Genomic DNA, 25,366 nt, shown 5'->3' on the forward strand with positions numbered 1-25,366 from the left:
GACGTAATATTTGCATGACGAACAATGCGCGTATCACCCGATGCGCGCATTGTTCGTCATGCAGACTTCGCAATCCATCCCCGGATGATTGCTGGCACGGATTCTGGCGGAAGCAGATCAACCAGCATGCGCAGCGAATAGAGCCCGGTGAGAGCCACAGCGACGGAGCCAATCGCCGTCGCCGGCCATAGCGGCAGGACCGAGAACGACAGGAAGACCAATCCCGAGACAGGCAGGAAAAGCAAAGCGTGCCTGCGATTGCCGGTGGACCAGCGAAAACCGGTAACCTTCCGCACGATCACGTAGATCAGAATGCTATGCCAGACATAGAGGCCGAAAAACGCCATGCCGGCTCCTGGCGTGCCGAGCAGCGATACGAAGAACCAGGCGAGCCCCACATGAACGACTGCGGCCGCCACCTCCGTCCAGAAGAAAATCGCCTGGGTACGCTTCGCCACGACAATGAAGCCCATCGGCCAGGAGATGATCCGGAGCATCATTCCAAGGCAAATCCAGCGCAAAAGATCCACGGCCCCGTGAAACTCCGCAGAATAGAACAAGCTCATCATGAGCGGCGCCAAGGTCAGCGTGGCGAGCAGACCGGGGCCGGCCAGCAACATGCTGATTTCGGCCTGTTCATTGACCAGCCGATTGCATTCGGCATCGTTGTCCGCTGCTGCGGTCAACCGTGGATAGAAATCCGTTCCCATAGCCTGCAGGATGAAGCCGGCGTAGAGGCCGCCAAGGCCCCAGGCTGCCTGATACAATCCCGCCGCCATGACGCCACCCTCCTTCAGCACGATGAGGCGGATGGCATAGGCTGCACCGAAGGTCAGAAGCCCGCTTGCCATGAAGACGAAGCCGAGCCTGAGCAGCGCCGACACTTCCCGGCCGAACTGGCGCGCGGGCATTGGCGAGGGATGCGGGTAGATCCGCCGGCTGTACCACCAGGTCGGAAGGATTGAGGCAGCCGCGATCACCACGAGAGACGGTGCGATCGCCTGCATGCCGAACAAATAGATCAGCGGGATGCTGACCGCCGTGCCGAAAAGCCCGGCAAGCACGTTGATGCGGGCAAGATCTGCAATGCCCCGCAGGCCCTGGATCAATGCAGTCTGCCCTGCAGAGACCAGTCGACAGAAGATTGCCAGCGACAGCAATGCGATGCCACCGGCATGCTGGTAGTCGCCGAAAGTGAAATTCGAGACCGGGAATGCCAGCGCGGCGAGAAGGAGCGCACCAAGCAATGCGAGCACCAACGATATGCGTCTGAGCACTGTCGCCGATCGCGCGATCCTTTCTGCGTTATCGGTGCCCGCAGCCTCGGCAATCTGGCGCACGCCACTGCTTCCCACGCCAAGCCCGGCAATCGCCTGCGCGATATCGAGGATTGACCCGTAAAGGCCCATGAGCCCTACGCCTTCCGGCCCGAGGAGAACAGCCATGGCTTTGTTTCTGATAATGCTGAGTGCGACGTTCACGAGCGAAGAGCCGCCCATCAACATCGTCGACTTGAGGATCTGGGTGTAAGTCTGGCTGCTGGGTGGGGTCATGCGCAAAGTCATCAGATGCCCCAGCCGTTTATCCCGTGATGACGCTCAACCGCCCGCCGAAAGCGCGGCTGCGGCACATGCTTTTCGCGCTTCACCGGCTCACCTGACTGATATGCGCCTCTGTCTGAACAGGCAGCGCAGTGGCGTCGTCGGACGGCGCATCCGCGATGCGGGGCTGTATTACCTTGACCACGTCACCCGGCGCCAGTTCCGTCGTTTCGGAGGCCTGGAACTGATTGACTTGTCCGTTGTCCCGCCGGCTCACGGTGAATGTCAGCGGAAGTTCTTCACCGCTGTCACTCACGTTGCTGCCGTTGGAGAGCTCTTCAAGAAGCAGCTGTTGTGTCGTGTCGCGCTTCAATCTGAGCTGATCGAGGTTGGCCTTTTCCGCCTGCACCTCGGAAGCGACTTCGCTCCGGCGTGTGTCGGAAAGTCCCTCGAGATTGCGTGTCGTCTCGTTGATCGCCTGGCGACCCCGCATGATAGCCGTGACGAGGTCGAGCCGGTCGGAGCGATAGGTGGTGAGCAACCGTTCCAGATCCATCTGGCGTGAGGTGATCGTGAGGCCCTTCTCGACCAGCGTCTTGACGCTGGTCAACTGCTCCTCGACCGACTGGATATTGTCATCCGAACCCTTCAGCTTCTCTTCCAGCGTATCGATTTCCGCCTTCAAGAGATTGCGCAATTCGACAAGCGCCGTCGACTGCCTGTCCAGCGCGCTTGCGCGCGCCTGAAATATGACCCTCTCCTCGTCATGGATACTGGCGGCATATTGCTGGTCGACGGCGGGCGGCTGGTCGAAGCTTATCTCCTTTGCTCCGGCCATCTCCGCTTGCAGCCGCGCGAGCTTTGCGGAGCTGCGCAGCAGCGAATGGTCGATTTCCCGCAAGTCGCCGGCAAGCGTGATCGTTTGCGATCGTTGCCGTGCTCCCGGCCGCAGTGGGCCGCCGCTCATGGCCAGCGATTGCAGGACGCTAAGGCCGGAGCGAAACTTGTATTCCCCCGGCGTGGTTACGTCTCCCACGACATAGATGGACGGATAGTCGAGAATGTCGATGGTGACCGCAGGTGTCTGGGCCAAACCCATCTTTTCCTGCAGGCGCTTGGCAATCTCATTGGTTAGGCCGGCATTGTCCAGATTTCCAACGGACAGCGATCCCAGAAAGGGCAGGGAGACTGCGCCTTCATTCGAAATCGTATATTCGCCGCCGATCGCATCCCATCGCTCGAACTGACCCTTGGACGGCATCCATTGGACGACCGTCAGACGGATTTTCGTTTGCGGAGCAAAGGGCGTGTCGTCGGCGTAAGCTGGCGACACAGCGCCGGCGAGAAAGACGAGTGCGCTGACGGCAAACGTCGCACGATAGAACATGTGAGGAACGCGGTACGAAAACTTCATTTACATGTCCAGCCTGCAAAGCATCCTAATCGGATACAGGTTCAATGCCTTAGACGCTGCGCGCACGCCGAACACCGGGTCCGAGGCCGCAACATCAGTGTGCAGCCTGGCGAAGCCTTGAGGAAGATGAAGGCCGGATGCTTGGCTTCATCACTTTTGATGAGACGGGGTAGTGTGCTTCAACCCAAATCGAGCGGGCGCACATATCTCCGGCTCACGAACGGCCGTTGGAAGCGGAGAGGTCAGGCGCGCCCCCCACGGATTGAGGTCATAAGCAAGGAAATTGCAGTCAGATCGCATCCCGCTCCGTGCGCAGATTGGCGACGACGCGCCTGTTCTGCACCTTGCACGAACGCTGTGTGCAGTCGCGAACTTCCCGATCCGCACCGTAACCCTTGGCCCACATGCGGTTGGCGTCGACGCCCTTCGAGACGAGATAGGCCATGACGGCATCGGCGCGCTGCTGCGACAGGTTCTTCATTTTCGACTCCGAACCGGAATCATCGGCAAATCCCTGCAGCTTGATCAGCCAGGCCGGGTTCCTGTTCAGCCAGGCAGCCTGGTTGTCCAGCGTTGTCATGGAGACGGTATCGAGTTTGGCGGAATCTTGCGTGAAGTAGATCCGTCGGCCGACACTGAGGATGAAATCCTCTTCACTGCCAGCCTTGACGTTCTCGAAACCGGGTGCGGGATCGTTGGTCTGGCCGGTCATCGGTGCTGTCGCAGGTTCCTCCACGGAGGCGATATCGGTGGTGGTGCAGGCCGTGAGCGCCAGAAGCATGGCCGAGACGGCAAGGCGCCTCGCATATGCGGTCAAAACAGACATCAAGCTGATTTCCTCATTCGACCGGGGTGGCCTGGCTGACCTCGGCGGCGGGCGCCTGGTCGGCAATATGCGGCAGAACCTGCACCGCGGTGCCGATCGGGCAACGCTGGTAAAGATCAATGGCGTCTTCGTTGAACATTCGGATGCAGCCACTGGAGGCATCCTTGCCGATGCTCCACGGTTCCAACGTGCCGTGGAAGCGATAGCCGGTATCGACGCCGTCACGCAGCAGGTACATGGCACGGGGCCCGAGTGGATTCTTCGGCGAGCCTCCCGCCACGAATTCGGGCAGTTCGGGATGACGCTTGCGCATCTCCAGAGGCGGTGTCCAGCGCGGCCAAAGCGATTTGTTGTCGATCGTGGCGCGGCCAAACCATTTGAAGCCCTCGCGGCCGACGCCGACGCCGTAGCGAATGGCTGTCTTGTTCTCCATGATCAAATAGAGAAAATGATGCCGCGTATCGACAACAACGGTGCCGATCGGCTCGCTGCTGAAATATTTGACAACCTGGCGGTGCCATTGCTTGTCGATCTTGGCGAAGTTGGTCGCTCGGAACGTGACGCCATTGTCGACTGCGGTGCCGGCAAAATAGGAAGCTGCCTGGGCAAAGGCCGGTTTCCCTACCGCGCCGGTGCCAAGTAACGCCAATCCACCAAGCAGAATATCCCTGCGAGTCCACACCATCGGCCGTATCCCCCTCAAAGCCAAGCTGCGCGGTGCCAGTAAATCAGATTTTTCATTTGTCACAACACAAAACTCTTCTCATCCCCTAAAGACTGAGGTCGAGTTGCTAATGTCCGGGGTCTGCGTTGCTCTGATCGTTACTCGGCGAGATCGGCGCTATACCCACCTGCATAACATCGCCAGGAGGCGGCCACGAACTGTGCGGCCTTGCGAAGTTGGATCGCGGTTCCGTGCGGGGAGCCGCTGATCAGACGGTATTTGGCTGGCCTGCCGGTTGTTCATCTCCGCGTTTCGGGAGGACTGAGGCTGTCGATCGCTACCAAGCTGTCCGTGCGGTGCTGAGCGCGAACGTATGGGAAGAAGTGACAAGGGCCACGTGAGCCTTGAGCGAAACGGCACAGTTTCCGGGATAGGAGAGGTTGTGCTGGATCAGATGTTTAAGCAACTCATCGGCGTTGCGCTTTTCAGTTAGCGGAAATGTCACAGTCATATGCGTTCCTCCGAGGAGCAAATTGACCCTTCGGAGGGATTTAGGCCCGAATTCTTTTTGCGCTGCAACAAGAAAATTTTAACCGTAAAATTAAAATCGATTAGCTTTCTGGGTGGTTATTTTAAAATCGTTTTAAATCCTCCAGTGATTTTTGGCGCGGGCGTACAGAGCGGCTGCGACAAAATGCACGCAGCCGGATAAGACCTTGTTAACCATCCAGGTCTCAGATGGGCAGAAGTTTAAACGTTCTACCAGAGCCGTGGGAATGTGTTCCGCCGCGTAGGGCTTTAAATCCGCACATGCCTCCCCTCGAGAGTCGATGCCGACGGGTGGGTTATGCGCAAGTGCGTTCTGTTCTCGGTGTGTGGCAATGTCGATCATTCATAGTATCAGCGTAAGAAGCGGTCGGCTGGTAAAGCTCACCTTCGAATCTGCCCCCTTCACGCGAGCCGCTCGCAAGACCGCCGGAACGGCCCGGCAAGCCAGAAGCCGTATTGTCACCCTCGCAGGCGTCCTCGGCATCGTCTACGTCGGAATGTTCGGCAAGCTGATCTATTATGGCCTTGCCGTCGACACGACGACATCAAGCATTCCGCCAAATCCGATCATGGCCTCACGGCCGGATATCCTCGACCGCAACGGCGAACTCCTGGCGACCGATATCCGCACGGTTTCGATGTTTGCCGAGCCGAGCCATATGGTCGATGTCGATGAAGCGGTCGAGAAGCTCACACAGCTTTTCCCGGAACTCGACCGGAAAACGCTCTATCAGAAACTGTCGGACAAGCGTTCGCAGTTCACATGGCTGCGTCGCCAGCTGACGCCGAAGCAGCAAAGCGAGGTTCTGGCTCTCGGCCTCCCCGCCATCGGCTTCCGCCCCGAAGTGAAGCGCTTCTATCCTGGAGGGCGCACGGCGGCCCACATTCTCGGCTATGTCGATATCGACAACAAGGGCATGGCCGGCATGGAAAAATATCTCGACATGCAGGGGCTCTCTGATCTGGAATCCACCGGGCTTGCGGTGCGCGAAAATCTGGAGCCGGTGAAGCTGTCGATCGACATCCGGGCGCAGAATGTCGTTCATGACGTGGTCACCGACGCTATCACCACCTACAAGGGCAAGGCCGCCGGTGCCGTCATCCTCGATATCCATACGGGCGAGGTTCTGGCCATGGCTTCCGCCCCCGATTTCGACCCGAACGACCCGCAGGCGACCGGCAGCGAAGGCTGGCTGAACCGCATGTCGAACGGCACTTTCGAAATGGGCTCGACCTTCAAGACCTTCTCGATGGCATTGGCGCTCGACAGCGGCACGGTCAAACTCTCAGACAGTTTCGATGCCACCGGCCCGCTGCACTACGGCGGCTTCATCATCCATGACGACCATGACGTGCCGCGCCGCTGGCTGACGATTCCGGAAATCTTCCGCTATTCCTCCAATATCGGTACGGCGAGGATGATGGATCTGGTCGGCATGGATCGCCAGAAGGATTATCTGACCCGCTTTGGCCTCTTGACGAAGATGCAGACCGAACTGCCGGAGGTGAAAACGCCGACGCAGCCGAAAGTATGGAAGAAGATCAACTCGATCACGATCTCCTTCGGCCATGGTGTCGCGACCACGCCATTGCAGACAGCGGTTGCCGGTGCCGCTCTCGTCGATGGCGGTGAGCTCATAGAGCCGACTTTCCTGCCGCGCTCGGCCGAGGAGGCAGCGAAAACCGAGCAGCAGATCGTCAAGAAAAGCACAAGCGACACGATCCGCGCACTCTTCAAGCTCAATGGCGAACAAGGCTCCGGACGCACGGCCGACGTGCCTGGTTTCCATGTCGGCGGCAAGACGGGCACGGCGAACAAGGTCGTGAACGGCCATTATTCGCACACGCTGAGCTTCAACGCCTATCTCGCGGCCTTCCCGATCGATGCACCGAAATATGTCGTGCTGTCCTTCATCGACGAACCGCTGACCGGCCAGCACGGGCTCACCTTCGCGACGAATACGGCAGCACCCATGGTGCATGACATCATTAGCCGCGCCGCGCCCATTCTGGGCGTCGAACCGGATTTCGGGCAGAACCTGCTGGCCTCATATTGAGGGCTGGCGGGCGCGGTTTGAAATCTTCTGTGACGGTTTTTTCTGCTGAGCAGTGCAATTATTGACCGAATAGTTGCCGGCAATGAAGTTCATCGAACTTTCATTGCGTTGCGTCATCCAGGCTACATACTTGCGGCCTAGGTCATTGGGCGAAGGTGCGCGCCTCATGTCCAGTCGAACGAACGTCACTGCAAAACGCCTCATGGATGCCTGCGAGCTGCTGCTTTGCGAGGCGCATGCCCTCGAAGAACTGACGGCGCGCCGGATCGCGATCCAGGCGCAGGCGACGCCTTCGGCGATCGTCTATCATTTCGGATCCCAGGAAGAACTGATCACCGCCGTTGCAGAGCGCGTCTATCGCCGTCTGAACGCCGAGCGCCTGGGCCTGCTGCAGAAAGCCGTCGATCGGCGGGCGCCCAATCCCCCCGATATCGAGGAGGTGATCGCAGCTCTTGTCGGTCCGTCGATCCACTGGGCGACCGATCCCACATCGAGCTATCCAGTGCTGTCGCACTTCACCTCGATGGCACACAGTCACCGTGACGGCGCGCCGCATTACCGTCGCATCATCGACGACGTCGCGCATCACAGGGCCTTCATTCCGCAATTGAAGCGGATCGCGCCCTGGCTCGATGACGTCGATATCGGCTGGCGGCTGAACTGTGCGCTCGGCATCCGGTCGCAGGTCACCCGCAGCAGGCAGCGCACGGAACTTCTCACCAATCGTCAGATGGATCTCGACAATCCGGATCTCGTCATCGCGCGCATGGTTGAGGTGATTGCGCCGATGTTCCGTCGGGCTTCCTGATCTTCGCGGATGAAGTCCAAACGTCTTTCGAACAGCATTCGAAATCCGTCACGCCTGCGAAACACGCCCCCTCTATCGGTTTTCATCAGAGAACCGTTAGGGAGCCTTCCGATGCGCCGCGAGACCACTTTCATTCATCTGACTGACCTGCACATCGGCACCGCCGATGACGATCATCTTTACAGCGATACGACCGAGACGCTCAACCAAGTGCTCGATCTGGTCGCCACAGTCACGCCTAAGCCGCAATTCGTGATCGCCAGTGGCGACCTCACCAACCGCGGTGATGCGGAGAGCTTCCGCCGACTGAAGGAGATCATGGATGCACGCATCGACGTGCCGGTGATCTATGCGCTCGGCAATCACGACACCCGTCCCGGTTTTTACGAGGGTATGGGCGTTGCGACCGAAGATCCGGATGCCCCCTACGATCACGATGTCGTCGTCGATGGCATCCACATCGTCACGATCGACTCCTCGACGCCGGGACTGATCGGCGGCACGATCGATCCGGAACAGTTCGACTGGTTGGCCTCGACACTGGATACGCATCCCGATCTGCCGAAGCTGATCGTCGTCCATCATCCGCCGGCTCTAGGTGAAGAACCCGATACAACCCACTGGCGGACCATTCATTTTCCGCAGTCGGAACGCTTCAGATCGCTGCTCAAGGGTCGCAATATCATCGGCATCCTCAGCGGCCACATCCATCATGACCGCGTGTCCGTCTGGCACGGCATCCCTGTCATTGTCGGCACCGGCCAGCATGCAGCGACCGACATTCTGCGAACCGACATTTTGCGCATGGTGCGCGGCGCCTCCTTCGGCATCGGCACCATCCGTCCGTCCGGCCTGACCATGGCCTTCGTGCCGCTGCCATCCGACCGCGCCGAACTCAACACCTATCCACTCGAAATGCTGTTGGCGCGGGCTGTGCCCGTCGCGGCCGAATAAATTCCAGGAGATGTCCATGTTGCGCAGAACCATGTCGCAGTTCACGGCAGCACTCGCCGCCGTTTCGCTCTTACCATTGGGCGCATTCGCCGAAATGCCTGCATCCGTCGACAAGCGGGTGACGATCAGCTTCTACAACTACAATCTCGCCTCGGCGAGCGCCGGGGCCGATGCCACCAAGGAACTGATTGCCGGTTTCGAAAAGAAATTCCCCAACATCAAGGTCGAGACCGTCGCCGTCCCGTCCAATGAGATCATGTCGCGCGTGCAGGCCGATATCGTCGCCGGCAAGCAGCCGGACGTGGCGCAATTGGTGTTCCGCGATTTGATCTACATCGCCAGCGACCTCGGCGCCAACGCGCTGGAAGACATGGTCGATGCAAACGAACTAAAGGATCAGTTCGCCGGCATGATCCCGCAGGGCCTCGAACTCGGCAAGGTCGATGGCAAGACCTATGGCCTTGCCTATACGTTCTCGACGCCGATCCTGTTTTACAATGCCGACCTCTTCAAGCAGGCGGGCCTCGATCCGGACAAGCCCCCGAGGACCTGGGACGATATCAACGTTGCCGGCAAGGCCATCAAGGAGAAGACCGGCAAGAGCGGCTTCTTCCCCGGCGCTTACGGCCCGACCGACGGCACCTTCGTCTATCAGTCGATCGTCATGTCGAATGGCGGCAAGGTGCGCGACGGCGACAAGCTGACCTTTGCCGACAAGGACGCGGCGGACGCCGTGAAGATGCTGCGCAACATGGTCGACAGCGGCGCGCATGCCAAGATCGATCCGGCGAGCGCATCCGATACGTTTGCCGCCGGCAACATGGGCATGTTCCTCTATACGAGCGCACTACTGTCCAGCGTCAAGAAGTCGGCCCAGGGCAAGTTCGAGCTGCGGCTCGCACCGATGCCCTCCTTTGGCGACAAGCCGACGGCGCCGACCAATTCCGGCAGTGCACTCTTCGTCTTCAGCAAGGACCCCGACAAGCAGCGCGCCTCCTATGAGCTCCTCAAATATCTGACGAGCAAGGAAGCCTACACGATCATCACCAGCAAGATCGGCTACCTGCCGCTGCGCCTCGATATCGTCAACGACCCGAACTATCTCGGCCCTTGGCTCAAGGAAAATCCGATGTTTCGGGCCAACATCAAACAGCTCGACCGTCTGACCGCCAATATCGCCTTTCCCGGACCGAATTATCGCCAGGTCGAAAAGATGATGATGGACGGTGTTCGCGAAGCTGTCTTCGGAAGCGGCGACCCGGTCGAAGTGCTGAAGAGTGCGCAGGAGCAGGGTCAGGACCTGATGCCATAAGCCCATCTTGATCTTCACGAGGAAGGTGAGGGGCGGCGACGAGGGCCGCCCTTTGCCGACAGTCGATCGGAGCTTTCGCCAATGACAGATATCCAGGCAGAAGTGGCCGGCCCCGCCACAGCGAAAATGGCTTCGGTGCGGTCGGAAATGACCCGCGAACGGTTTACCATTGCGCCTTGGCTCTATCTGGCGCCTGCGCTCATCCTGCTGATGGTCTGGACCTACATCCCGCTTGCCGAGACATTCCGCCTGTCTTTCTATCAGTGGAACATGCTGCCGACGTCGCCGCAACGCTTTGTCGGACTGACCAATTACCAGCGGTTGCTGGCGCTGCCGGAAATGCGCAACGCTCTCTGGAACACGCTCTATTACACGATCGGCTTGTTTCCGATGTCGGTAATCATTCCGCTTTTCGTGGCGATCTGGACGCAGGATCTCGGCGGCCGCGCCCGGACGATCTACAGGTCGCTGATCTTCGTGCCGATGATCATTGCTCCAGTCGTAGCCGCCATCCTGTGGCGCTGGCTGCTGAACGAAGACCAGGGGCTTATAACGCTCGCTCTCGAGGGTCTTGGCCTCGGCCGCATCGGCTTCCTGACCGATCCCGCCTATGCCCTGCCGACGTTGACCTGGATCACCGGTTGGAAGTTGATCGGCTTTTCGACGCTGCTCTTTTCCGCCGCCAATGCGGGTATCAACCCGTCCTATATCGAGGCGGCGCGCATCGACGGTGCCAGCCGTTGGCGCATCATCCGCGATATCAGGCTGCCGCTGCTCTCGCCGACGATCCTGCTTCTGTCGATGATGACGGTGCTTTTCGGCGCGCAGTGGAGCTTTGCCTATATCAATGTGCTGACCAATGGCGGCCCGCTGAAGTCCACGACCAACATCTTCTACCTGCTCTGGGAATACGGCTTCCAGACGCTTTCAGCTGGCTGGAGCTCGGCCGCCGGTATGATCGCTTTTGCCGGCTTCGCGGTGCTTGCTGCGCTGTGCATGTGGTTGACGAAGAGGTTTGCCTTCTATGACAACTGACAGACTCGACGATCATAGGCCGAGCCGATCGGCTCCGTCCCGCGGATTGGTGCGCAAACTCGGCGTGCACGCCATCATGGTGCTCCTTTCCTTCGTTTCGATCTTTCCGATCTACTGGATGATCGTCACATCGTTGCGACCGGAGAACGAGATCTTCTCCACTGCACTCTGGCCGTCCCGTCCGACCTTCGACAATTACCTCTTCGTGTTAACGCGCGTGCCGATGCTGCAGATGCTCTTCAACACGGCGATCGTAGCAGCCGCGACTGCCTTGCTGCAGGTCGTGACCGGCATGTTTGCCGCCTACGCGCTGGTGCGCTGGCGAATGCGGCTATCGTCTGTCGTCCATGGTCTGATTGCGCTCTCCTGGCTCGTGCCTTTCCAGGTCACGATGATCCCGAATTATGTGCTCGCCTCCAGGCTAGGGCTGCTCGACACATTGACGGGCCTCGTCGTGCCGAATGCCGCCCACGCTTTTGCGATCCTGCTTCTCTATCATGCCATGCGGGCCTTCCCGACCGAAGTGCTGGAGGCTGCCCGCATGGATGGGGCACGAAGCCTGCGCATCCTCTGGCAGATCGTCACGCCCAACATGGGCGCGCCCATTGCCTCCTTGTCGATCATCGCCTTCATTTCCGCCTGGAACGAATATTTTTGGCCGCTGCTCCTGTCGCGAAAGCCCGAGAATTCGGTCGTGCAGATAGGCCTGCAGATGTTCATGACCCAGGAGGGCAACCTCTGGGGGCCGCTGATGGCGGCGGCGGCACTCGCCAGTCTGCCGATCCTGCTGATCTATCTCGTGCTCCAGCGCCACGTCATCGAATCCTTCATGAAATCCGGAATCCGCTGATCATGCAAAATTATGAGAGACTTATCGCGCTGGAAGGCGCCCATAACGTGCGCGACCTTGGCGGCTATCCGGCTGGCAATGACAGGCAGACGCGCTGGCGCTCGGTCCTGCGCGGCGACGCCCTGCATGCGCTGAGCGAAGCCGACATCGAGGCGCTGATCGCCCATGGGGTCACGACGGTGATCGACCTGCGCAATTCTCAGGAACTCGCACGTGAAGCCAATCCGTTCTTGAATGATCCGCGCGTTTACTACGAAAACGTCTCGTTGTTTTCGGCCCTAGCGCCGGTCGAATTGATGGCAGCGGAAGCGACCGATTTCGACATGGGCGACCGTTACTGTCACGCCCTCGACAATTGCCAGCCGGCGATCGCCAGGGTGCTGACGGCGATCGCACACGCACCCGATGGGATCGTTCTCTTCCATTGCACGGCCGGCAAGGATCGCACCGGCATCATCGCCGCTTTGATGCTGGCGCACGCCGGCGTCGATGAAGCAACGATTATCGAGGACTATGCGCTGACCGGCTCGATATTCGCGCCCTTGCTTACCGACTTCCGGGCACGGGCAATCGCACGCGGCGTACCTTCTGATCTTGCAGACCTGATACTCGCCTCGGCACCGCAGAGCATGGCCCGGGCACTCGGGTACCTTGCCGGGCATTATGGCCGCGTTGGTTCCTATCTCGCGCAGATAGGCTTGGGCGAAGCGGAAATCACCAACCTCAGGCAGCGGCTGTGCGATTGAGGCTTGCTCTGACGCGTTGAGCTAGAGGGCAGCCTGCGTAAATCGAGCGTCGTCAGCCCGGCCGATAGAGGCGCGGTCTGCCATTATCGAAACTCCTGCGTCCGCCCTTCCAGCCGGCAATGACGCGGGCGATCTCGCGTACCGCCGCACGCGGGCCAGGAGTATCGAGCAGCACGATCGTCGCCTCGGCGCCCACTTGCAACCGTCTCATGCCGCCGAGCTGGCGTGCCGCCACTTCTGTCACCATGTCGAAAACCAGCGCCATGTCCTCATCCCGCGAGAGCTGGGCGACATTGGCAAAAAGATTGGCCATTCGGATCAGCGAGGCATCGCCATAGGGGGTGAAGAGATTGAGCACGTTGTTCGTTGCAATGGAGGTGGTGACACCACGGCCTGCCAGCAGATGGGCGGGCGCAACGCCGCGGGGCACCAGCCGGTCATGGCTGCGCCCGTTCAGGAACAGATCGGTGGACGGCAGAACGGAAAGTGCAATGCCGGCTTCAGCCAGCCTGTCGGCGATGGCGACGACCTCTGCTTGTGACATGGCAGAGAGATTGGTGACGTGGCCGATCGCCACGCGACCCTGCCAACCGTGACGAAGCGTGGCCTCGATCACTGCCGGCAGATCGGTTCGGTGAGGATCGAGGCTGAAATCGAGATGGAAATCGACCGGCAAGTCATGTTTTTGTGCCAGCGCGAAGATCATTTCGATATGCCTGTTGGGATCGGGGTCCGTATAGGGACAGCCGCCGACCAGATCCGCACCATTGGAAAGGGCGTCATCGAGCATGCCTGATGTCTCGGGCTCGTTCGTCAGCCCGTCCTGGGCGAAGGCGCAGATCTCGATATCAACTGCGAAGGCATAATCCGCGCGAATGCGCTTGATTGCCTCGAACGAGCGGAAGCCAGCGCGGGGATCGATCTCGACAAAGGTCCGCATCCGCGTGGTACCGTGCGAAATCGCCTTCTCGACGACGCGTGCGGCCCGGGCATAGACATCCTCTCCCTCAAAGCCCGCCTTGGCCCTGGCCGTTTCCCGCACCGCCTCGGCAAGCGTGCCTTCGCAAATCGTGCAGCGGTCAAGAATGCAGGCCTTGTCCAGGTGGATGTGCGTGTCCACAAATCCACCGAAGGCGAAAGCGCCCTCGCCATCGACGCTTTCTATGGCCTCGCACCGTATATCGGATCCGATGTCAGCGATCAGACCCTTTCGCACGGCTATGTCGACGAGAGCGTCATTTTCTTCAATGCGGATGTTGCGGATAACGAGATCGAACAATTGGTTGGTGATCGTCACAGCGAGATCGCGCCTCCGTCGCTGCGCGGATCGTGGGCGCCGTCAATCATCCCATCTTGCCCGATGCGGATCACGCCGGCCTGGCCGCCGAGCGGGCTGAAGCTGTCGATCGTCGATATCTCATGGCCCATGGCGGCGAGCGCGGCGACAATTTCCGTGCCAGCATTCTCCTCGATCTTCAGGCTATCCCGGCTATCGGAGAAGGTGCGACCGAGCAGAAAGCGCGGGCGGGATAGCGCGGCGGCTGGATCGAGCCCATGGTCGATCAGCAGGCTGAGGAGCAGCGACAGAGTCTGTGGCTGTCCATCGGCTCCTTGGGTACCGTAGACGAGATGCGGGCGACCGTTCTTGAGAGCGAGCCCGGGATTGAGCGTGTAGAACGGTCGCTTGCCGGGACTGGCGACATTGGGGCTGGCGGGGTCGGTGCTGAAGGCCGTCCCCCTGTTCTGCCAGAGGATACCGGTATCGCTGACCACGACGCCACTGCCCCAGTCGAAGTAGAGGCTTTGCAGCAGCGATGCGCAGCGCCCCTTGCTATCGACAGCGGCAAGCAGGGCCGTGTCACCATGCCGATAGGGCTGCGGCCATGCTAATGCGCGGCTGGGATCGATTGCCGCCGCCTTTGCTGCGAGCCGCACCGGATCGAGCAGCGCCGAGGAAACATCGGCCGAATAGCGGGGATCGGCGATCGCATGCCGGTCGAGGAAGGCTTGTTTCACCGCTTCGACAAGCCTGTGGTAGAACGCCGCGCTGTCGGGAGAAAAGTTTGCCATGGCCAGATGATTGAGCACGCCCATGATACCGAGCGTCGTTATTCCCTGGGTTGGGGGAGGCGGTGCGAGCAGGGTTGTGTCGCGATAAGTCTGCCGGAGCGGAGGCGCGAGATCGGTTCGCGTTGCAGCGAGATCGGCGGCCGAAAGCGGCGAGCCGGCTTCTGCAAGCCCGGTGGCGATCCGTCGGGCAAGCGCGCCCTCATAGAATTCACGGGTGCCATGGCGGGCAATGGCGGCAAGTGTCTTGCCAAGTTCCGGCTGCCGCTGAATGCCTGTTGATCGGAACAGCTTCGTGAAGCCCGGCCAGCTACCGAGTTCACTGCGGCGGAATTCGTACCAGAAGGCATGCGAGCGGCTGACCTCGAAGCCGTCGTCCGCCAGGGCGATCGCGTCATCAAGCAGGCCTGGTAAGCTCTCCGACCCTGCCCATTCGGCTACGGAATGGGCAAGCACTTTCTCCCAGCTATCGACGAGGCAGGCGCTCGTCAGTGTGGAGCGGGCACCGCGAAGTGGGATGTCTCCATCCGGAATGACGCCCGCCGCCTGACCAATACCTAGGAAGGTTTGTGCCTTGCCCGTCTCATCCGCAATCAGCCAGACGCCATCGCCGCCGAGCCCGCAGAAATGCGGGTAGGTGACCGAAAGAGCTGCGCCGGCGGCAACCAGCGCTTCAATGGCATTTCCTCCGCGCCGCAGCACCTTCGCGCCTGCCTCGCTGGCAAGCCAATGCGGCGTCACAATCATGGCGCCGCGGGACGACGTGTCAGCTCGACTATTCTGAGTGACTGGATTGGACATCAGCGTATCACGGAGCCGTTCTCGGCGACGAGGCGGCCTTCCTTGAAGACCCGGCGTGGCTTTGGAATGGCGACGACGGCCTCCGGCACATGCTCGGCTGCAAGGGTGACGAAATCGGCCTTTGCGCCGATACCAATGCCGTAGCCCTCCAGCCGCAGCGCCTTGGCGCCGCCTGATGTCACCACGTCGAAGGCGGCGCTGAGTTCCGCATCGGTGTAGAAGCCGGAGCGGTAGGCGATAATCTCTGCGCGGCGCAGCATGTCGCCATCCCCGAAGGGCCACCAGGAATCGCGGATATTATCGCTGCCGCTGAAGACGGTGACGCCGGCAGCGCGCAGCAGTGCGACAGGAGGGAAATTGTGGTTGCCGGGCGCATTGGTCATGATCGAGACGCCGCTCTTGGCGATCAGGGTAGCGATCTTCTTGGCGGCGTCGGGCGCGAGATCGCCAAGACCGTAGGCATGGCTGACGGCGACATGCCCCTGCATACCAAGGGCGGTTGTGCGAGCACAGATCTCCTCGATCGTCATCGCGCCAAGCGTGCTTGCGTCGTGAAGATGGATGTCGACATCGACGCCGCGCTTTTCGGCAATGCCGAAGACCACGTCGAGATGACCCTTGATGTCGCGGTCGAAGGAGAGCGGATCGAGCCCGCCGACGAGATCGGCACCCATTGCGATCGCCTCATCCATCAATTCCGGCGTACCCGGGCTCTTCAGGATACCGCTTTGCGGGAAGGCGACGAGCTGAATGTCGATGATGTCAGCGTATTCCTCGCGTACTTTCAGGATGGTTTCGAGCGACTTGAGCCCGACCGACCCATCGACCATCACGTGGCTGCGCATCTGCAAGGCGCCGTTCGAAATGCAGAGATCGAGCTGGTTGCGGGCACGCTCGTCCATGGGCGCTGCGGCAGCCATATTCTCAGCCTGAAAGGCGACGCGCTCATGCACGTCGAAACCATTGGTGCACGGTTTGTGCGGGATCCATTTGTCTCCGTAGAAGCTCGTGTCGAGGTGGATATGACCCTCGACGAAGCTCGGCACGAGGAGCGCTCCGCCAATATCGACGACATCTTTCGCGCCTTCGCTGGAGCTTGCCGGCTCTATCGCCGCGATCCGGCCGTCCCGCACCATGATGTTTTTCAGCGTACCGTCGGCAAGCTTTGCGTTGGTGAAGACTGTTTCCACTGCACTCACTGATGGTTCCTTTCCCTTCCATTATCGGCCAGACCCCGCCCGATGCAGGGTCCGGCTATTCTCCAGCGATGGAGGATCAGTTCTGCGGCAGCGTACCTTGTACGCCTTCAATGAGCCATGTCATGCCCTTGATGTCATTCTCGGCCAGTTCCTGGCCGGCGGCGACTTTTGCCTTGCCGTTCTGGTCCTTGATCTCGCCTGCAAAGACTTTCAGCTTGCCGGCGACGATGGCGTCCTCGGCCGCTTTCATTTCCTTGGCGACGGATTCCGGCAGGTCCGGGCTGCTCGTCGTCATCTTGACATAGCCGCCTTCGCCAAGGCCGAGCCAGGTGCTTTCCGGCTTCCAGTTGCCCTCCATCACCGCCTTGGCGGCGTTGATATGGGCCGAGCTCCAGTCGAGTTCGTAGGAGACGAGCTGCTTCTTCTTCACATAGCGCGAGAAGTCACCGGTATTGCCGATCGACCAGACGCCTTTCTCCTCCGCGGCAAGGCCCTGAACGGGCGTGTTGGGGCTGCCCGAGAGAACGTCAGCCCCTTGGGCAACGAGCGCTGCGACGGCATCCTTTTCCTTGGCCGGATCGACCCATGCATTGGCCCACACGACTTTGACCACAACGTCAGGGTTGACGCTGCGCGCACCAAGCAGGAAGGCATTGATGCTGTAGATGACCTGCGGCACGGGGAAGGCGCCGACCCAGCCGAGAATGTTGGACTTCGTCATGCGGCCTGCGGCAATGCCGGTGACATAGGCGCCTTCATATTCGCGCGCTTCGAAGACGCCGAGATTGGTACCTGCGGCAATGCCGGCGCAGCATTCGAAATGCGAGTTTGGCAGGGTCGGTGCGAGCTTCTTCAGCGAAGCATATTGCGAGAACGTGGTGCCGAAGATCAGCTTGTGGCCCTGGGACGAAAGCTGCCGGAAGAGCCGCTCGCAATCCTGGATCTGGGCGATGTTTTCAAGCGCGGTCACTTTCACCTTGCCCGGAAAGGCATTCTCCAGGGCATGCCATGCATTGGCCTGGAAATATTCCCAGCCGCTATCGGAGATCGGCCCCATATGGATGACGCCGACCTTCAGCACTTCATCGGCGGCAAGAAGCGGCCGGACACCGGTTGCGGCGAGCAGCGAGCCGGCGGCGGCCGTCTTCAGGAAATCACGTCTGGATTGGAATTTCATCTTCAGTTCCTCTCTGTTTTTGTTGGCATGTGGCGTGAGGTTCAGCCTCCGGCGACGAAGGGCTGTCCAAGGGAAGCGGGGACGTTGAGGCGCATCAGCGTCGCGTTGCGCGAGATCAGCACCAGCACCGCGATGGTCACGAGATAGGGGAGGGCGGACATCAGCTCCGATGGCAGCCCGATCCCGGCGCTCTGGGCAAAGAGCTGCGCAATGGTCGCGCCGCCGAAGAGATAGGCGCCGAGAAAGCAGCGGCCCGGCCGCCATGTGGCAAAGACCACCAATGCCACAGCGATCCAGCCGCGCCCGGCGATCAGCCCCTCGGTCCAGAGCGAGGTATAGACGATTGAGATATAGGCGCCCGCGACTCCTGCCATCGCACCGCCGAAGAGCGTGCAGAGATAGCGGATCGGTACGACAGGGTAGCCGATGGCATGGGCCGAGGAGGGCGATTCTCCGACGGCGCGAACGATGAGGCCGAAGCGGGTGCGATAGAGGAAGAACCAAACGCCGGCAAACAGCGCCCATGAAAGCCAGACCAGCGGGTGCAACTGGCCGAGCACGGCGCCGAGCAGCGGAATTCTGCCTGCGAAAGCCGAGAGCCTCGATGGCTCCATGACGATCGCCATGCCGACATAGCTCTTGCCGATGAAGGAACCGAAGCTGGTGCCGAAAATGGTCATCGCCAATCCGACGGCCACCTGATGCGCGCGGAAGCTGACGACCAGCACCGAGAACATCAGCGCCAAAAGCATGGACGCCAGCATGGCGGCGAGAACGGCGAGCCAGAGTTCGCCTGTCGCCTGCATGGTGATGAAAGCGATGACCGCACCGACCACCATCATACCTTCGACACCCATATTGAGCACACCGGAGCGCTCAGTGACCAGTTCGCCAAGGGCTGCATAGACGAGCGGCGTACCGGCAATCAGCGTGGCAATGAAAATGGGAAGAAGCTGGCTCATCATGCCGTGACGCCCTTTCTGCCGGAGGTCCTGAAACGGATGCGGTGGTGGACGAGGACATCTGCCGTCAGCAGGAAGAAGAGCAGCGTGCTCTGCAGCAGACCGGTGATCGAGGAGGGCATGCCGAGCGACATCTGTGCGAGATCGCCACCGAGATAGAGCAGCGCCATCAAGAGCCCCGACAACAGGATGCCGAGCGGGTTCAGCCGGCCGAGATAGGCGACGATGATCGCCGTATACCCATAGCCGGGCGAGGCATTGGGAAAGATCTGCGCCAACGGCCCGGCGATCTCGCCGACACCGGCGATGCCGGCAACCGCACCACTGACCAGCATTCCGATCCATACCGCCCGCGTGACGCTGAAACCGGCGTAGCGCGCGGCTCCCGCTGACAGGCCGGTGACTTTCAGCTGGAAGCCGATGAAACTGCGTTTCATAAAGATCCAGCCAAGGACGACCGCGATTAGAGCGAAGATGATGCTGGCATTCATCCGCGTGCCTTCTATGAGGATCGGAAAGAGGGCGGCCGGTGCGAGTGGCTCGGATTGCGGGAAATTGAAGCCGGCCGGGTCGCGCCATGCACCGAAGATCAGCCAGGTGAGCCAAAGGCCGGCGACATAGTTCAGCATCAGGCTTGTGAGGATTTCAGACGCGTTGAAGCGGACACGCAGGAAGGCAGGGATTGCCGCCCAGAGCATGCCGCCAATGGCACCTGATATCACCATGGCCGGCAGCACCCAGACGCCACCATCCGAGCCGAAATGTAAGGCGACATAGCCGCCGAAGATCACACCGACGGTCAGTTGTCCCTCCGCACCGACATTCCAGATGCCGGCACGGAAGCCGATGGCAAGACCGATGCCGATCAGCACAAGAGGGGCAGCCTTGATTAACAGTTCGCCGAAACCATAGAGATCGCCGAGCGGGGCGGTGAGAAAGGTAACGAGCGCCCCTGATGGTTCCAGGCCAGCGGAGGCGAAAATGATCATCGCGACGATTGCCGTCAGAGCGAGCGAGATCGCCGGCGACAGGAACACCATCAACGCGGAGGGTTTCGGGCGCGGTTCAAAGCGCATCGGCCATCTCCCTTTCCATTTTGCTGCCTGACATGGCGAGGCCGATATCGTTGCGATCTGTCTCGGCGCGAGGCCGTGCTTCGGTCAGCCGGCCGCCGGCAATCACGGCAATGCGGTCGGCAATGTCGAACAGTTCATCCAGTTCTTCCGATATGACGACTATGGCGGCACCGCGCTCGCGCAGGTCGAGCAAAGCCTGACGGATAACGAGGGCCGCGCCGACATCGACGCCCCAGGTCGGCTGCGAGACAATGAGCACGCCGGGCTCCTGCAGGATTTCGCGACCGATGATGAATTTCTGCAGGTTGCCGCCTGACAGGCTGCCGGCAGGCGCTGTCGGTCCCGGGCAGCGAACGTCAAAGGCCTTGATGCAGCGCTCGGCAAAGCCAAGAACGCGGTCGAAATGAATGAGGCCGGCCCTGACGGCGCCGCCGCTATTGGCGGTGAGAAGCACGTTCTCTGATAGTGGCAGCGAGGGAACTGAACCCTGCCTCAGACGGTCCTCGGGCACCGAGCAGAGGCCGAGCTTGCGCCTCCCCGCCGGATCGAGATGGCCGGCCGGCGCGCCGTCGATGGTAATGGCATCGTTTCTCGCCAGGCGGGTTTCACCCGAGAAAGCCGCGAGCAGTTCCTGTTGCCCGTTTCCGGAAACCCCGGCAATGCCGAGGATTTCTCCACCCCGCACTGAAAGGTTGATGCCGGACAGCGCGGTGCCGAAAGGATCTGCTGTCGGCAGATCAAGGCCGTTGACGGTGAACCGGCTTTCACCGGCGACGCTATGCGAACGATGGCGGTACTCTGCAAGGTCTGAGCCGATCATCATCCGCGCCATCGAGGCCGGGCTCTCCTGTGAAGGATCGCAGACGCCGGTGACACGCCCGCCACGCAGGATTGTCGCCTTGTGGCAGAGATCCCTGATCTCATTGAGCTTGTGGCTGATATAGAGAATGCTGCAGCCTTCGGCAGCGATCTGCCGGAGCGTCACGAACAGCTTTTCGACCGCCTGCGGCGTCAAGACGGAGGTTGGTTCGTCGAGGATCAGCAGGCGCGGATCCTGCAGGAGCGCGCGGATTATCTCGACACGCTGCCGCTCTCCGACGGACATCGTGTAAATATGTCTGTCCGGCTCGACCGGCAAACCGTAGCGGGTCGCGACATCTGCAATTTTCGCGGACAATGTCTCGATCTTCTGCTTGCCCGGCAGGGCAAGGGCGATGTTCTCGGCGACGGTCAACGTATCGAAGAGCGCAAAGTGCTGAAACACCATGCCGATGCCGAGTTTCTGCGCATCGGCGGGCGAGGCGACGCTCACCTCCCTGCCATCCCACAGCATGTCGCCGGTATCAGGGCGGACCATGCCGTAGATGATTTTCATCAGCGTCGACTTGCCGGCACCATTCTCGCCGACGATCGCATGGATTTCACCGGGGTTGACGCTGAGGTCGATCCCATCATTAGCGATGACGCCCGGATAGGCTTTCCGGATGCCTCGCAACTCCAGACGATATTCCGGCGATGATGACACGGTATGCGACATGAGCGAAATCCAGGCTACATGATACTGAAAATCACGTATGCAATATAGATGCCAGAATGTATCGCAAATCGCAGCCTAAAGCCTGTGAGAGGCTAAGCACGCGAATTCGTTTAGAGAAAAATAGCGATAGGCCGCCTTGTCGGGAAGCGCGACTATAAATCTAGAATGCGTAGAAAGCAGATCACGTCTACATAATAGTCAGAATCTTGTATACGTGATTGAAAAACCGGCAGTTCACCCGGCTGCGCGAGTGGAAAATCGCGACAGGATCGACCCGATATCGGGTTCTGCTGCAAGATCGTCTTCGATCAGGGCGCGGCTTTCAACTGATGATAGGTGTTCGTCCATCAGATGTTCCGCCGCAGCCAAGTCGCCCTTTTTCAAAGCGTTGATGAGGCCGGAATGCTCGCTGATCGCGCATTCGCTCGAATGGGGCCGGCTATACATGGCAAGGATGAGCGAGCAGCGGGAGACGAGTTCAGAGAGGTAGCGCTCGAGCAGAGCATTGCCGGACAATTCAGCAAGCTTCAGGTGAAATTCGCCCGCAAGACGGGTCGACAGGCGCACATCTCCCTTGGCATGAGCGGCTTCCTCTTCCTGCACATGTTCCCGCAACAGTTTTTCGATGGCGGGGTTCCAGCGCTTGATGACGGCCTTCATCATCTCGCGCTCAAGCGCACGGCGGATGGCAAAAGCATCACGCGCCTCATCGAGGCTCGGTTGGGCCACAGTGGCCGTGCGCTTGTGGTAGGTGTCGACCAGCCCCTGGGCCTGCAACTTGGCCAACACCGTGCGGACCAGAGTGCGGCTCATCGAAAAATGCCGACCGATCTCGTCTTCGGGGAGCTTGGTACCGGCTTTCAACGCCTGCTCGATGATGGCCTGCCGAAGTGTGCGATGGGCGATATCCACCCGGTCGGAATTGGATGACATGATTTCAAGGCTCGTTTGGTTCTGCATACATTACAGCGCCGTCAGGGATACAACAAGGCGATACTTGTGATGCGAACCCGTCGATGCCACGCTGAAATATTCTGGATCAGATGATAGAAAGTTACCCTCGTATGAAGGCTTAAATCTCGCTGCCGATAGAGACTAGATATTGGTCTTCGGTGCGACCGTCAGCTCCGAACCGTAGGCGCCGCGCATTTCGGTCGCCTCGGCCGGATCACGGTCGTCGGCCTTGTGCAGAAGCGTCGAGCGATAGCCTTCCACACGCGTGCCGTGGATCAGAGTCACATCGGCATTGCCCGGATTATCGGAGCGCTCGAACCATTCGACGCTGTGATGCAGGAAATTCATCTCGAAAGCACGGTTGGTGACGCCGTGGCCGACGATGATTACGGTGTCGTTGCCGCTGCCGATGTCATGCATAACAGTTTGCAGAAACAGCCGCACCCGCTGGGCAACGTCCGCGCGGCTCTCCCCATCAGGCGGGCGGGCATAGAACTTGCCGCTACTGTTGCGAAGGCGCGCCCATTTCTCAAATTCTTCCGGAAATTTGCGCCGCTGCTCGGCCCGGTCGTAGATCTCGGTAAACAAGCCGAAATCCTGTTCCCGCAGCAGATAGTCCTCATGCACATCGCCGATAGCGCCAGTAGGCGAGGCCTCGATGATCGCGTCTTTCGTCTGGCGCGTCCGCAGATATGGCGAATGCCAGATGGCCGCCTTTCTGGTAACACCAGGTAGCGCTGCCAGATAGGAAGCGATGCTGCGTCCCGCTTCCAGCGCCTGCCGGTAACCCCATTCCGTCAGCGGAACATTGTGATCGCCGAACTGCCGGTAGGCGCTCTCGCTGATGTTGCCGAGAGATTCGCCGTGTCGAACGAGAAAGATGTGCATGGCTGCCTGTATATGCTGAGGATGAGGCATCATGACGGGCGTGAGGGCGGTGTGCAATGGCCGCGAAGCGTTGGACTGCGTAGTCGCCCCCCCAAAACGCCAGCCCAATGGGCGGCCGCGCGCTAATCGAATACGCCGGCCTGGAATTTAAGCATTCGGACGGTGGGATCGACCGCGAGGAGGTCCGCCGGGCGATGCTCGGCTGATCTCACCGACCGGATCTGCGAAAAGGTTCCATGCCTGAGCTTCTGTCAGCGGTTTGCAACGAGTGACCGGCCTTCGAAACGGATACCTTCGGCAAGAAAGGCGAGGGCCGCAGCTCCGATCAGGCCGGAATTCTGTCCGAGAGCCGCACGCAAGACCTTCACATCCTTGAAGCCCGGCATCGCCCACTGAGTGATACATCCCTGAATCCCGGGTTGAAGCCGCTCGAATTCATTTGAGAGACCGCCGCCCATCACCAGCATGTCGGGCGAGAATATATGGATGAGGCTCGTGAAGCCGCGCCCAAGTATCTCTGCCTCCTCATCGATAAGCCTGTTGGCGAGCGCATCGCCGGCTCTTGCAGCCGCGAAAACATCGCGACTGTGAATATCCTCACCCGGTCGACCGAGCGTCGTGTCGCTGCACTCGGCGGCGCGGGCGCGGGCGCGCCGCATGAACGCCGTGCCTGAACCATAGGCTTCGAAGCACCCCCGGTTTCCGCAGGGGCAGAGTTCACCGTCAGGAACCACCGACATATGCCCGATATGAGCGGCCATGCCCTTGCGACCACGCAACACGCGCCCGTCGGCGATAACGCCGCCACCTATGCCTGTGCTGACGGTTATGTAAATCAGATTGTCTACGCCCTTGCCTGCGCCAAACGTCCATTCACCGATCGCTGCTGCGATACCGTCATGTTCGAGGCTGACCGGGAAGGGGAAGCGTTTCTGGAGTTCGGCTCGCAAGGGGAAGTCGACAAAACCGGAAAGCGTCGGGATGCTTGTTGCGATGCCGGAGACAGTATCGATGGGGCCGGGAGCAGAAACTCCGATACCGACGACATCGGACGGTTTTACTGTCGCCAGCAGTTCATCCGAAAGCGTCCGGATCTGCGAAAGGATGCGATCGGGGCCGCCATTGGCGTCTGTCAGCTCTTCGCGCCTGGCGACGAGGCTTCCTCTTTCGTCGACAAGTGCGGCCCTGACCTGCGTCCCGCCCAAATCTATCCCGATGGCAATCTGCTGCATTTCTGAACCATGCGTTAGAGGGCACGAAGCCACGTCATCCGCTCTTCAAGGGACGGCGCGTTGAAAGCGAGGGAGCCAAGCACGACAGTCTCCGCGCCTGACCGGCGCAGGATCGGAACCGTATGTTCCCTGATGCCGCCATCGGCGGCAAGCACGATACGCCGGGGTGCCCTAACCTTTGCGATCAGCCCTTTTGCTTCGGCAAGACGGGTGCCTGCATTTTCGTTCAGTCCCTGTCCTTTTACGCCTATGGCTGTGCCCAGCAGTGTCACGAAGCTCAGACGCGGGAGGTAGGCCTCTATCGTCTTGACCGGCGTCTCGACCTTGAGGACCATACCGGCTGCGACCCCGCGCTGTTCGAGACGATCGAGCGCTTCAACCGCGACGCTTTCATTCTCGCCATGAATACTGATCAGGTCGGCTCCCGCATCGGCAAACTGGTCAATCTGCGAAAGAAGAATGCTGTCGGCGGCCATCAGATGAACGTGAATGGGCCGCGCGGAAACTCTCTTGAATCCGGCAACGAGGTCGGGGAAGAACAACATCGCGGGCGCGAAATGACCGTCGGCAACGTCAATATGGAGGATATCAACATAGGGATCGACGCGCGCAAGATCGTCGGCAAGGCGCACGAGGTCGGCTGACCAGACGGAGAATTCGGCGATCAGGCGATCTCGCGGGAGATCCTCGATCCAGTTCTTTGAGACTGAAGACATC

Annotated in this window: 22 protein-coding genes; 7 read left to right on the forward strand and 15 right to left on the reverse strand. The window is 60.2% G+C overall.

The window, feature by feature from the left end; all coding sequences use genetic code 11:
• Positions 1-56 precede the first annotated feature (56 nt).
• The 4 genes from AB4Z13_RS29255 to AB4Z13_RS29270 form a co-directional block, all read right to left on the reverse strand.
• On the reverse strand, positions 57-1,565 hold the full coding sequence (locus tag AB4Z13_RS29255) for an O-antigen translocase (protein ID WP_442207444.1): 1,509 nt from the start codon (positions 1,563-1,565) through the stop codon (positions 57-59).
• A 79-nt stretch (positions 1,566-1,644) separates the two neighbouring features.
• Entirely contained in the window at positions 1,645-2,955 is a 1,311-nt protein-coding gene (locus AB4Z13_RS29260) for a polysaccharide biosynthesis/export family protein (protein ID WP_442207445.1), read from the reverse strand.
• A gap of 289 nt (positions 2,956-3,244) precedes the next feature.
• Complete coding sequence (locus AB4Z13_RS29265) at positions 3,245-3,781, reverse strand: OmpA family protein (protein ID WP_442207446.1); 537 nt, start codon at positions 3,779-3,781, stop codon at positions 3,245-3,247.
• Between the two features lie 13 nt (positions 3,782-3,794).
• Complete coding sequence (locus AB4Z13_RS29270) at positions 3,795-4,466, reverse strand: L,D-transpeptidase (RefSeq protein ID WP_442207502.1); 672 nt, start codon at positions 4,464-4,466, stop codon at positions 3,795-3,797.
• 860 nt (positions 4,467-5,326) lie between these two features.
• Here AB4Z13_RS29270 and AB4Z13_RS29275 point away from each other — a divergent pair.
• The 7 genes from AB4Z13_RS29275 to AB4Z13_RS29305 all read left to right on the forward strand — a co-directional run bounded on the left by AB4Z13_RS29275 (position 5,327) and on the right by AB4Z13_RS29305 (position 12,756).
• Positions 5,327-7,051, forward strand: coding sequence for a peptidoglycan D,D-transpeptidase FtsI family protein (locus AB4Z13_RS29275; protein ID WP_037070581.1), 1,725 nt, complete (start codon positions 5,327-5,329; stop codon positions 7,049-7,051).
• Positions 7,052-7,217: 166 nt separating this feature from the next.
• A complete protein-coding gene (locus tag AB4Z13_RS29280) occupies positions 7,218-7,859 on the forward strand; it encodes a TetR/AcrR family transcriptional regulator (RefSeq protein ID WP_442207447.1) in 642 nt (213 codons plus the stop codon).
• Positions 7,860-7,970: 111 nt separating this feature from the next.
• Entirely contained in the window at positions 7,971-8,813 is an 843-nt protein-coding gene (locus AB4Z13_RS29285; RefSeq protein ID WP_442207448.1) for a metallophosphoesterase family protein, read from the forward strand.
• 16 nt (positions 8,814-8,829) lie between these two features.
• On the forward strand, positions 8,830-10,125 hold the full coding sequence (locus tag AB4Z13_RS29290; protein ID WP_442207449.1) for an ABC transporter substrate-binding protein: 1,296 nt from the start codon (positions 8,830-8,832) through the stop codon (positions 10,123-10,125).
• A gap of 81 nt (positions 10,126-10,206) precedes the next feature.
• A complete protein-coding gene (locus AB4Z13_RS29295) occupies positions 10,207-11,160 on the forward strand; it encodes a carbohydrate ABC transporter permease (protein ID WP_442207450.1) in 954 nt (317 codons plus the stop codon).
• Positions 11,150-12,010 (forward strand): carbohydrate ABC transporter permease, encoded by an 861-nt coding sequence (locus AB4Z13_RS29300; RefSeq protein WP_442207451.1) that lies wholly within the window; start codon positions 11,150-11,152, stop codon positions 12,008-12,010. The genes AB4Z13_RS29295 and AB4Z13_RS29300 overlap by 11 nt, the downstream gene beginning before the upstream one ends.
• Positions 12,011-12,012: 2 nt before the next feature.
• On the forward strand, positions 12,013-12,756 hold the full coding sequence (locus AB4Z13_RS29305; RefSeq protein WP_442207452.1) for a tyrosine-protein phosphatase: 744 nt from the start codon (positions 12,013-12,015) through the stop codon (positions 12,754-12,756).
• A 52-nt stretch (positions 12,757-12,808) separates the two neighbouring features.
• Here AB4Z13_RS29305 and AB4Z13_RS29310 read toward each other — a convergent pair whose 3' ends face one another.
• The 11 genes from AB4Z13_RS29310 to AB4Z13_RS29360 form a co-directional block, all read right to left on the reverse strand.
• Complete coding sequence (locus tag AB4Z13_RS29310) at positions 12,809-14,053, reverse strand: amidohydrolase family protein (protein ID WP_442207453.1); 1,245 nt, start codon at positions 14,051-14,053, stop codon at positions 12,809-12,811.
• On the reverse strand, positions 14,050-15,624 hold the full coding sequence (locus tag AB4Z13_RS29315; RefSeq protein ID WP_442207454.1) for a gamma-glutamyltransferase family protein: 1,575 nt from the start codon (positions 15,622-15,624) through the stop codon (positions 14,050-14,052). The genes AB4Z13_RS29310 and AB4Z13_RS29315 overlap by 4 nt, the downstream gene beginning before the upstream one ends.
• Entirely contained in the window at positions 15,624-16,823 is a 1,200-nt protein-coding gene (locus tag AB4Z13_RS29320; RefSeq protein ID WP_442207455.1) for an amidohydrolase family protein, read from the reverse strand. Before AB4Z13_RS29320 ends, AB4Z13_RS29315 begins: the two co-directional genes overlap by 1 nt.
• 76 nt (positions 16,824-16,899) lie before the next feature.
• The gene (locus AB4Z13_RS29325) at positions 16,900-18,000 is read right to left on the reverse strand and encodes a BMP family ABC transporter substrate-binding protein (protein WP_442207456.1); all 1,101 of its coding nucleotides are present in this window, start codon (positions 17,998-18,000) and stop codon (positions 16,900-16,902) included.
• A 41-nt stretch (positions 18,001-18,041) separates the two neighbouring features.
• On the reverse strand, positions 18,042-18,962 hold the full coding sequence (locus AB4Z13_RS29330; RefSeq protein ID WP_442207503.1) for an ABC transporter permease: 921 nt from the start codon (positions 18,960-18,962) through the stop codon (positions 18,042-18,044).
• Positions 18,962-20,038 (reverse strand): ABC transporter permease, encoded by a 1,077-nt coding sequence (locus AB4Z13_RS29335; RefSeq protein ID WP_442207457.1) that lies wholly within the window; start codon positions 20,036-20,038, stop codon positions 18,962-18,964. Before AB4Z13_RS29335 ends, AB4Z13_RS29330 begins: the two co-directional genes overlap by 1 nt.
• A complete protein-coding gene (locus tag AB4Z13_RS29340) occupies positions 20,028-21,575 on the reverse strand; it encodes an ABC transporter ATP-binding protein (RefSeq protein WP_442207458.1) in 1,548 nt (515 codons plus the stop codon). The genes AB4Z13_RS29335 and AB4Z13_RS29340 overlap by 11 nt, the downstream gene beginning before the upstream one ends.
• A gap of 234 nt (positions 21,576-21,809) precedes the next feature.
• Entirely contained in the window at positions 21,810-22,508 is a 699-nt protein-coding gene (locus AB4Z13_RS29345; RefSeq protein WP_310388994.1) for a GntR family transcriptional regulator, read from the reverse strand.
• 162 nt (positions 22,509-22,670) lie between these two features.
• Positions 22,671-23,417 (reverse strand): histidine phosphatase family protein, encoded by a 747-nt coding sequence (locus AB4Z13_RS29350; RefSeq protein ID WP_442207459.1) that lies wholly within the window; start codon positions 23,415-23,417, stop codon positions 22,671-22,673.
• 251 nt (positions 23,418-23,668) lie between these two features.
• Positions 23,669-24,649, reverse strand: a complete 981-nt coding sequence (locus tag AB4Z13_RS29355) for an ROK family protein (protein WP_442207460.1) — start codon at positions 24,647-24,649, stop codon at positions 23,669-23,671.
• 14 nt (positions 24,650-24,663) lie between these two features.
• Positions 24,664-25,365, reverse strand: a complete 702-nt coding sequence (locus AB4Z13_RS29360) for a ribulose-phosphate 3-epimerase (RefSeq protein WP_442207461.1) — start codon at positions 25,363-25,365, stop codon at positions 24,664-24,666.
• Between the last annotated feature and the right edge of the window lies 1 nt (position 25,366).

It is taken from the genome of Rhizobium sp. YAF28, from assembly GCF_052113285.1.
Classification (GTDB): domain Bacteria; phylum Pseudomonadota; class Alphaproteobacteria; order Rhizobiales; family Rhizobiaceae; genus Rhizobium.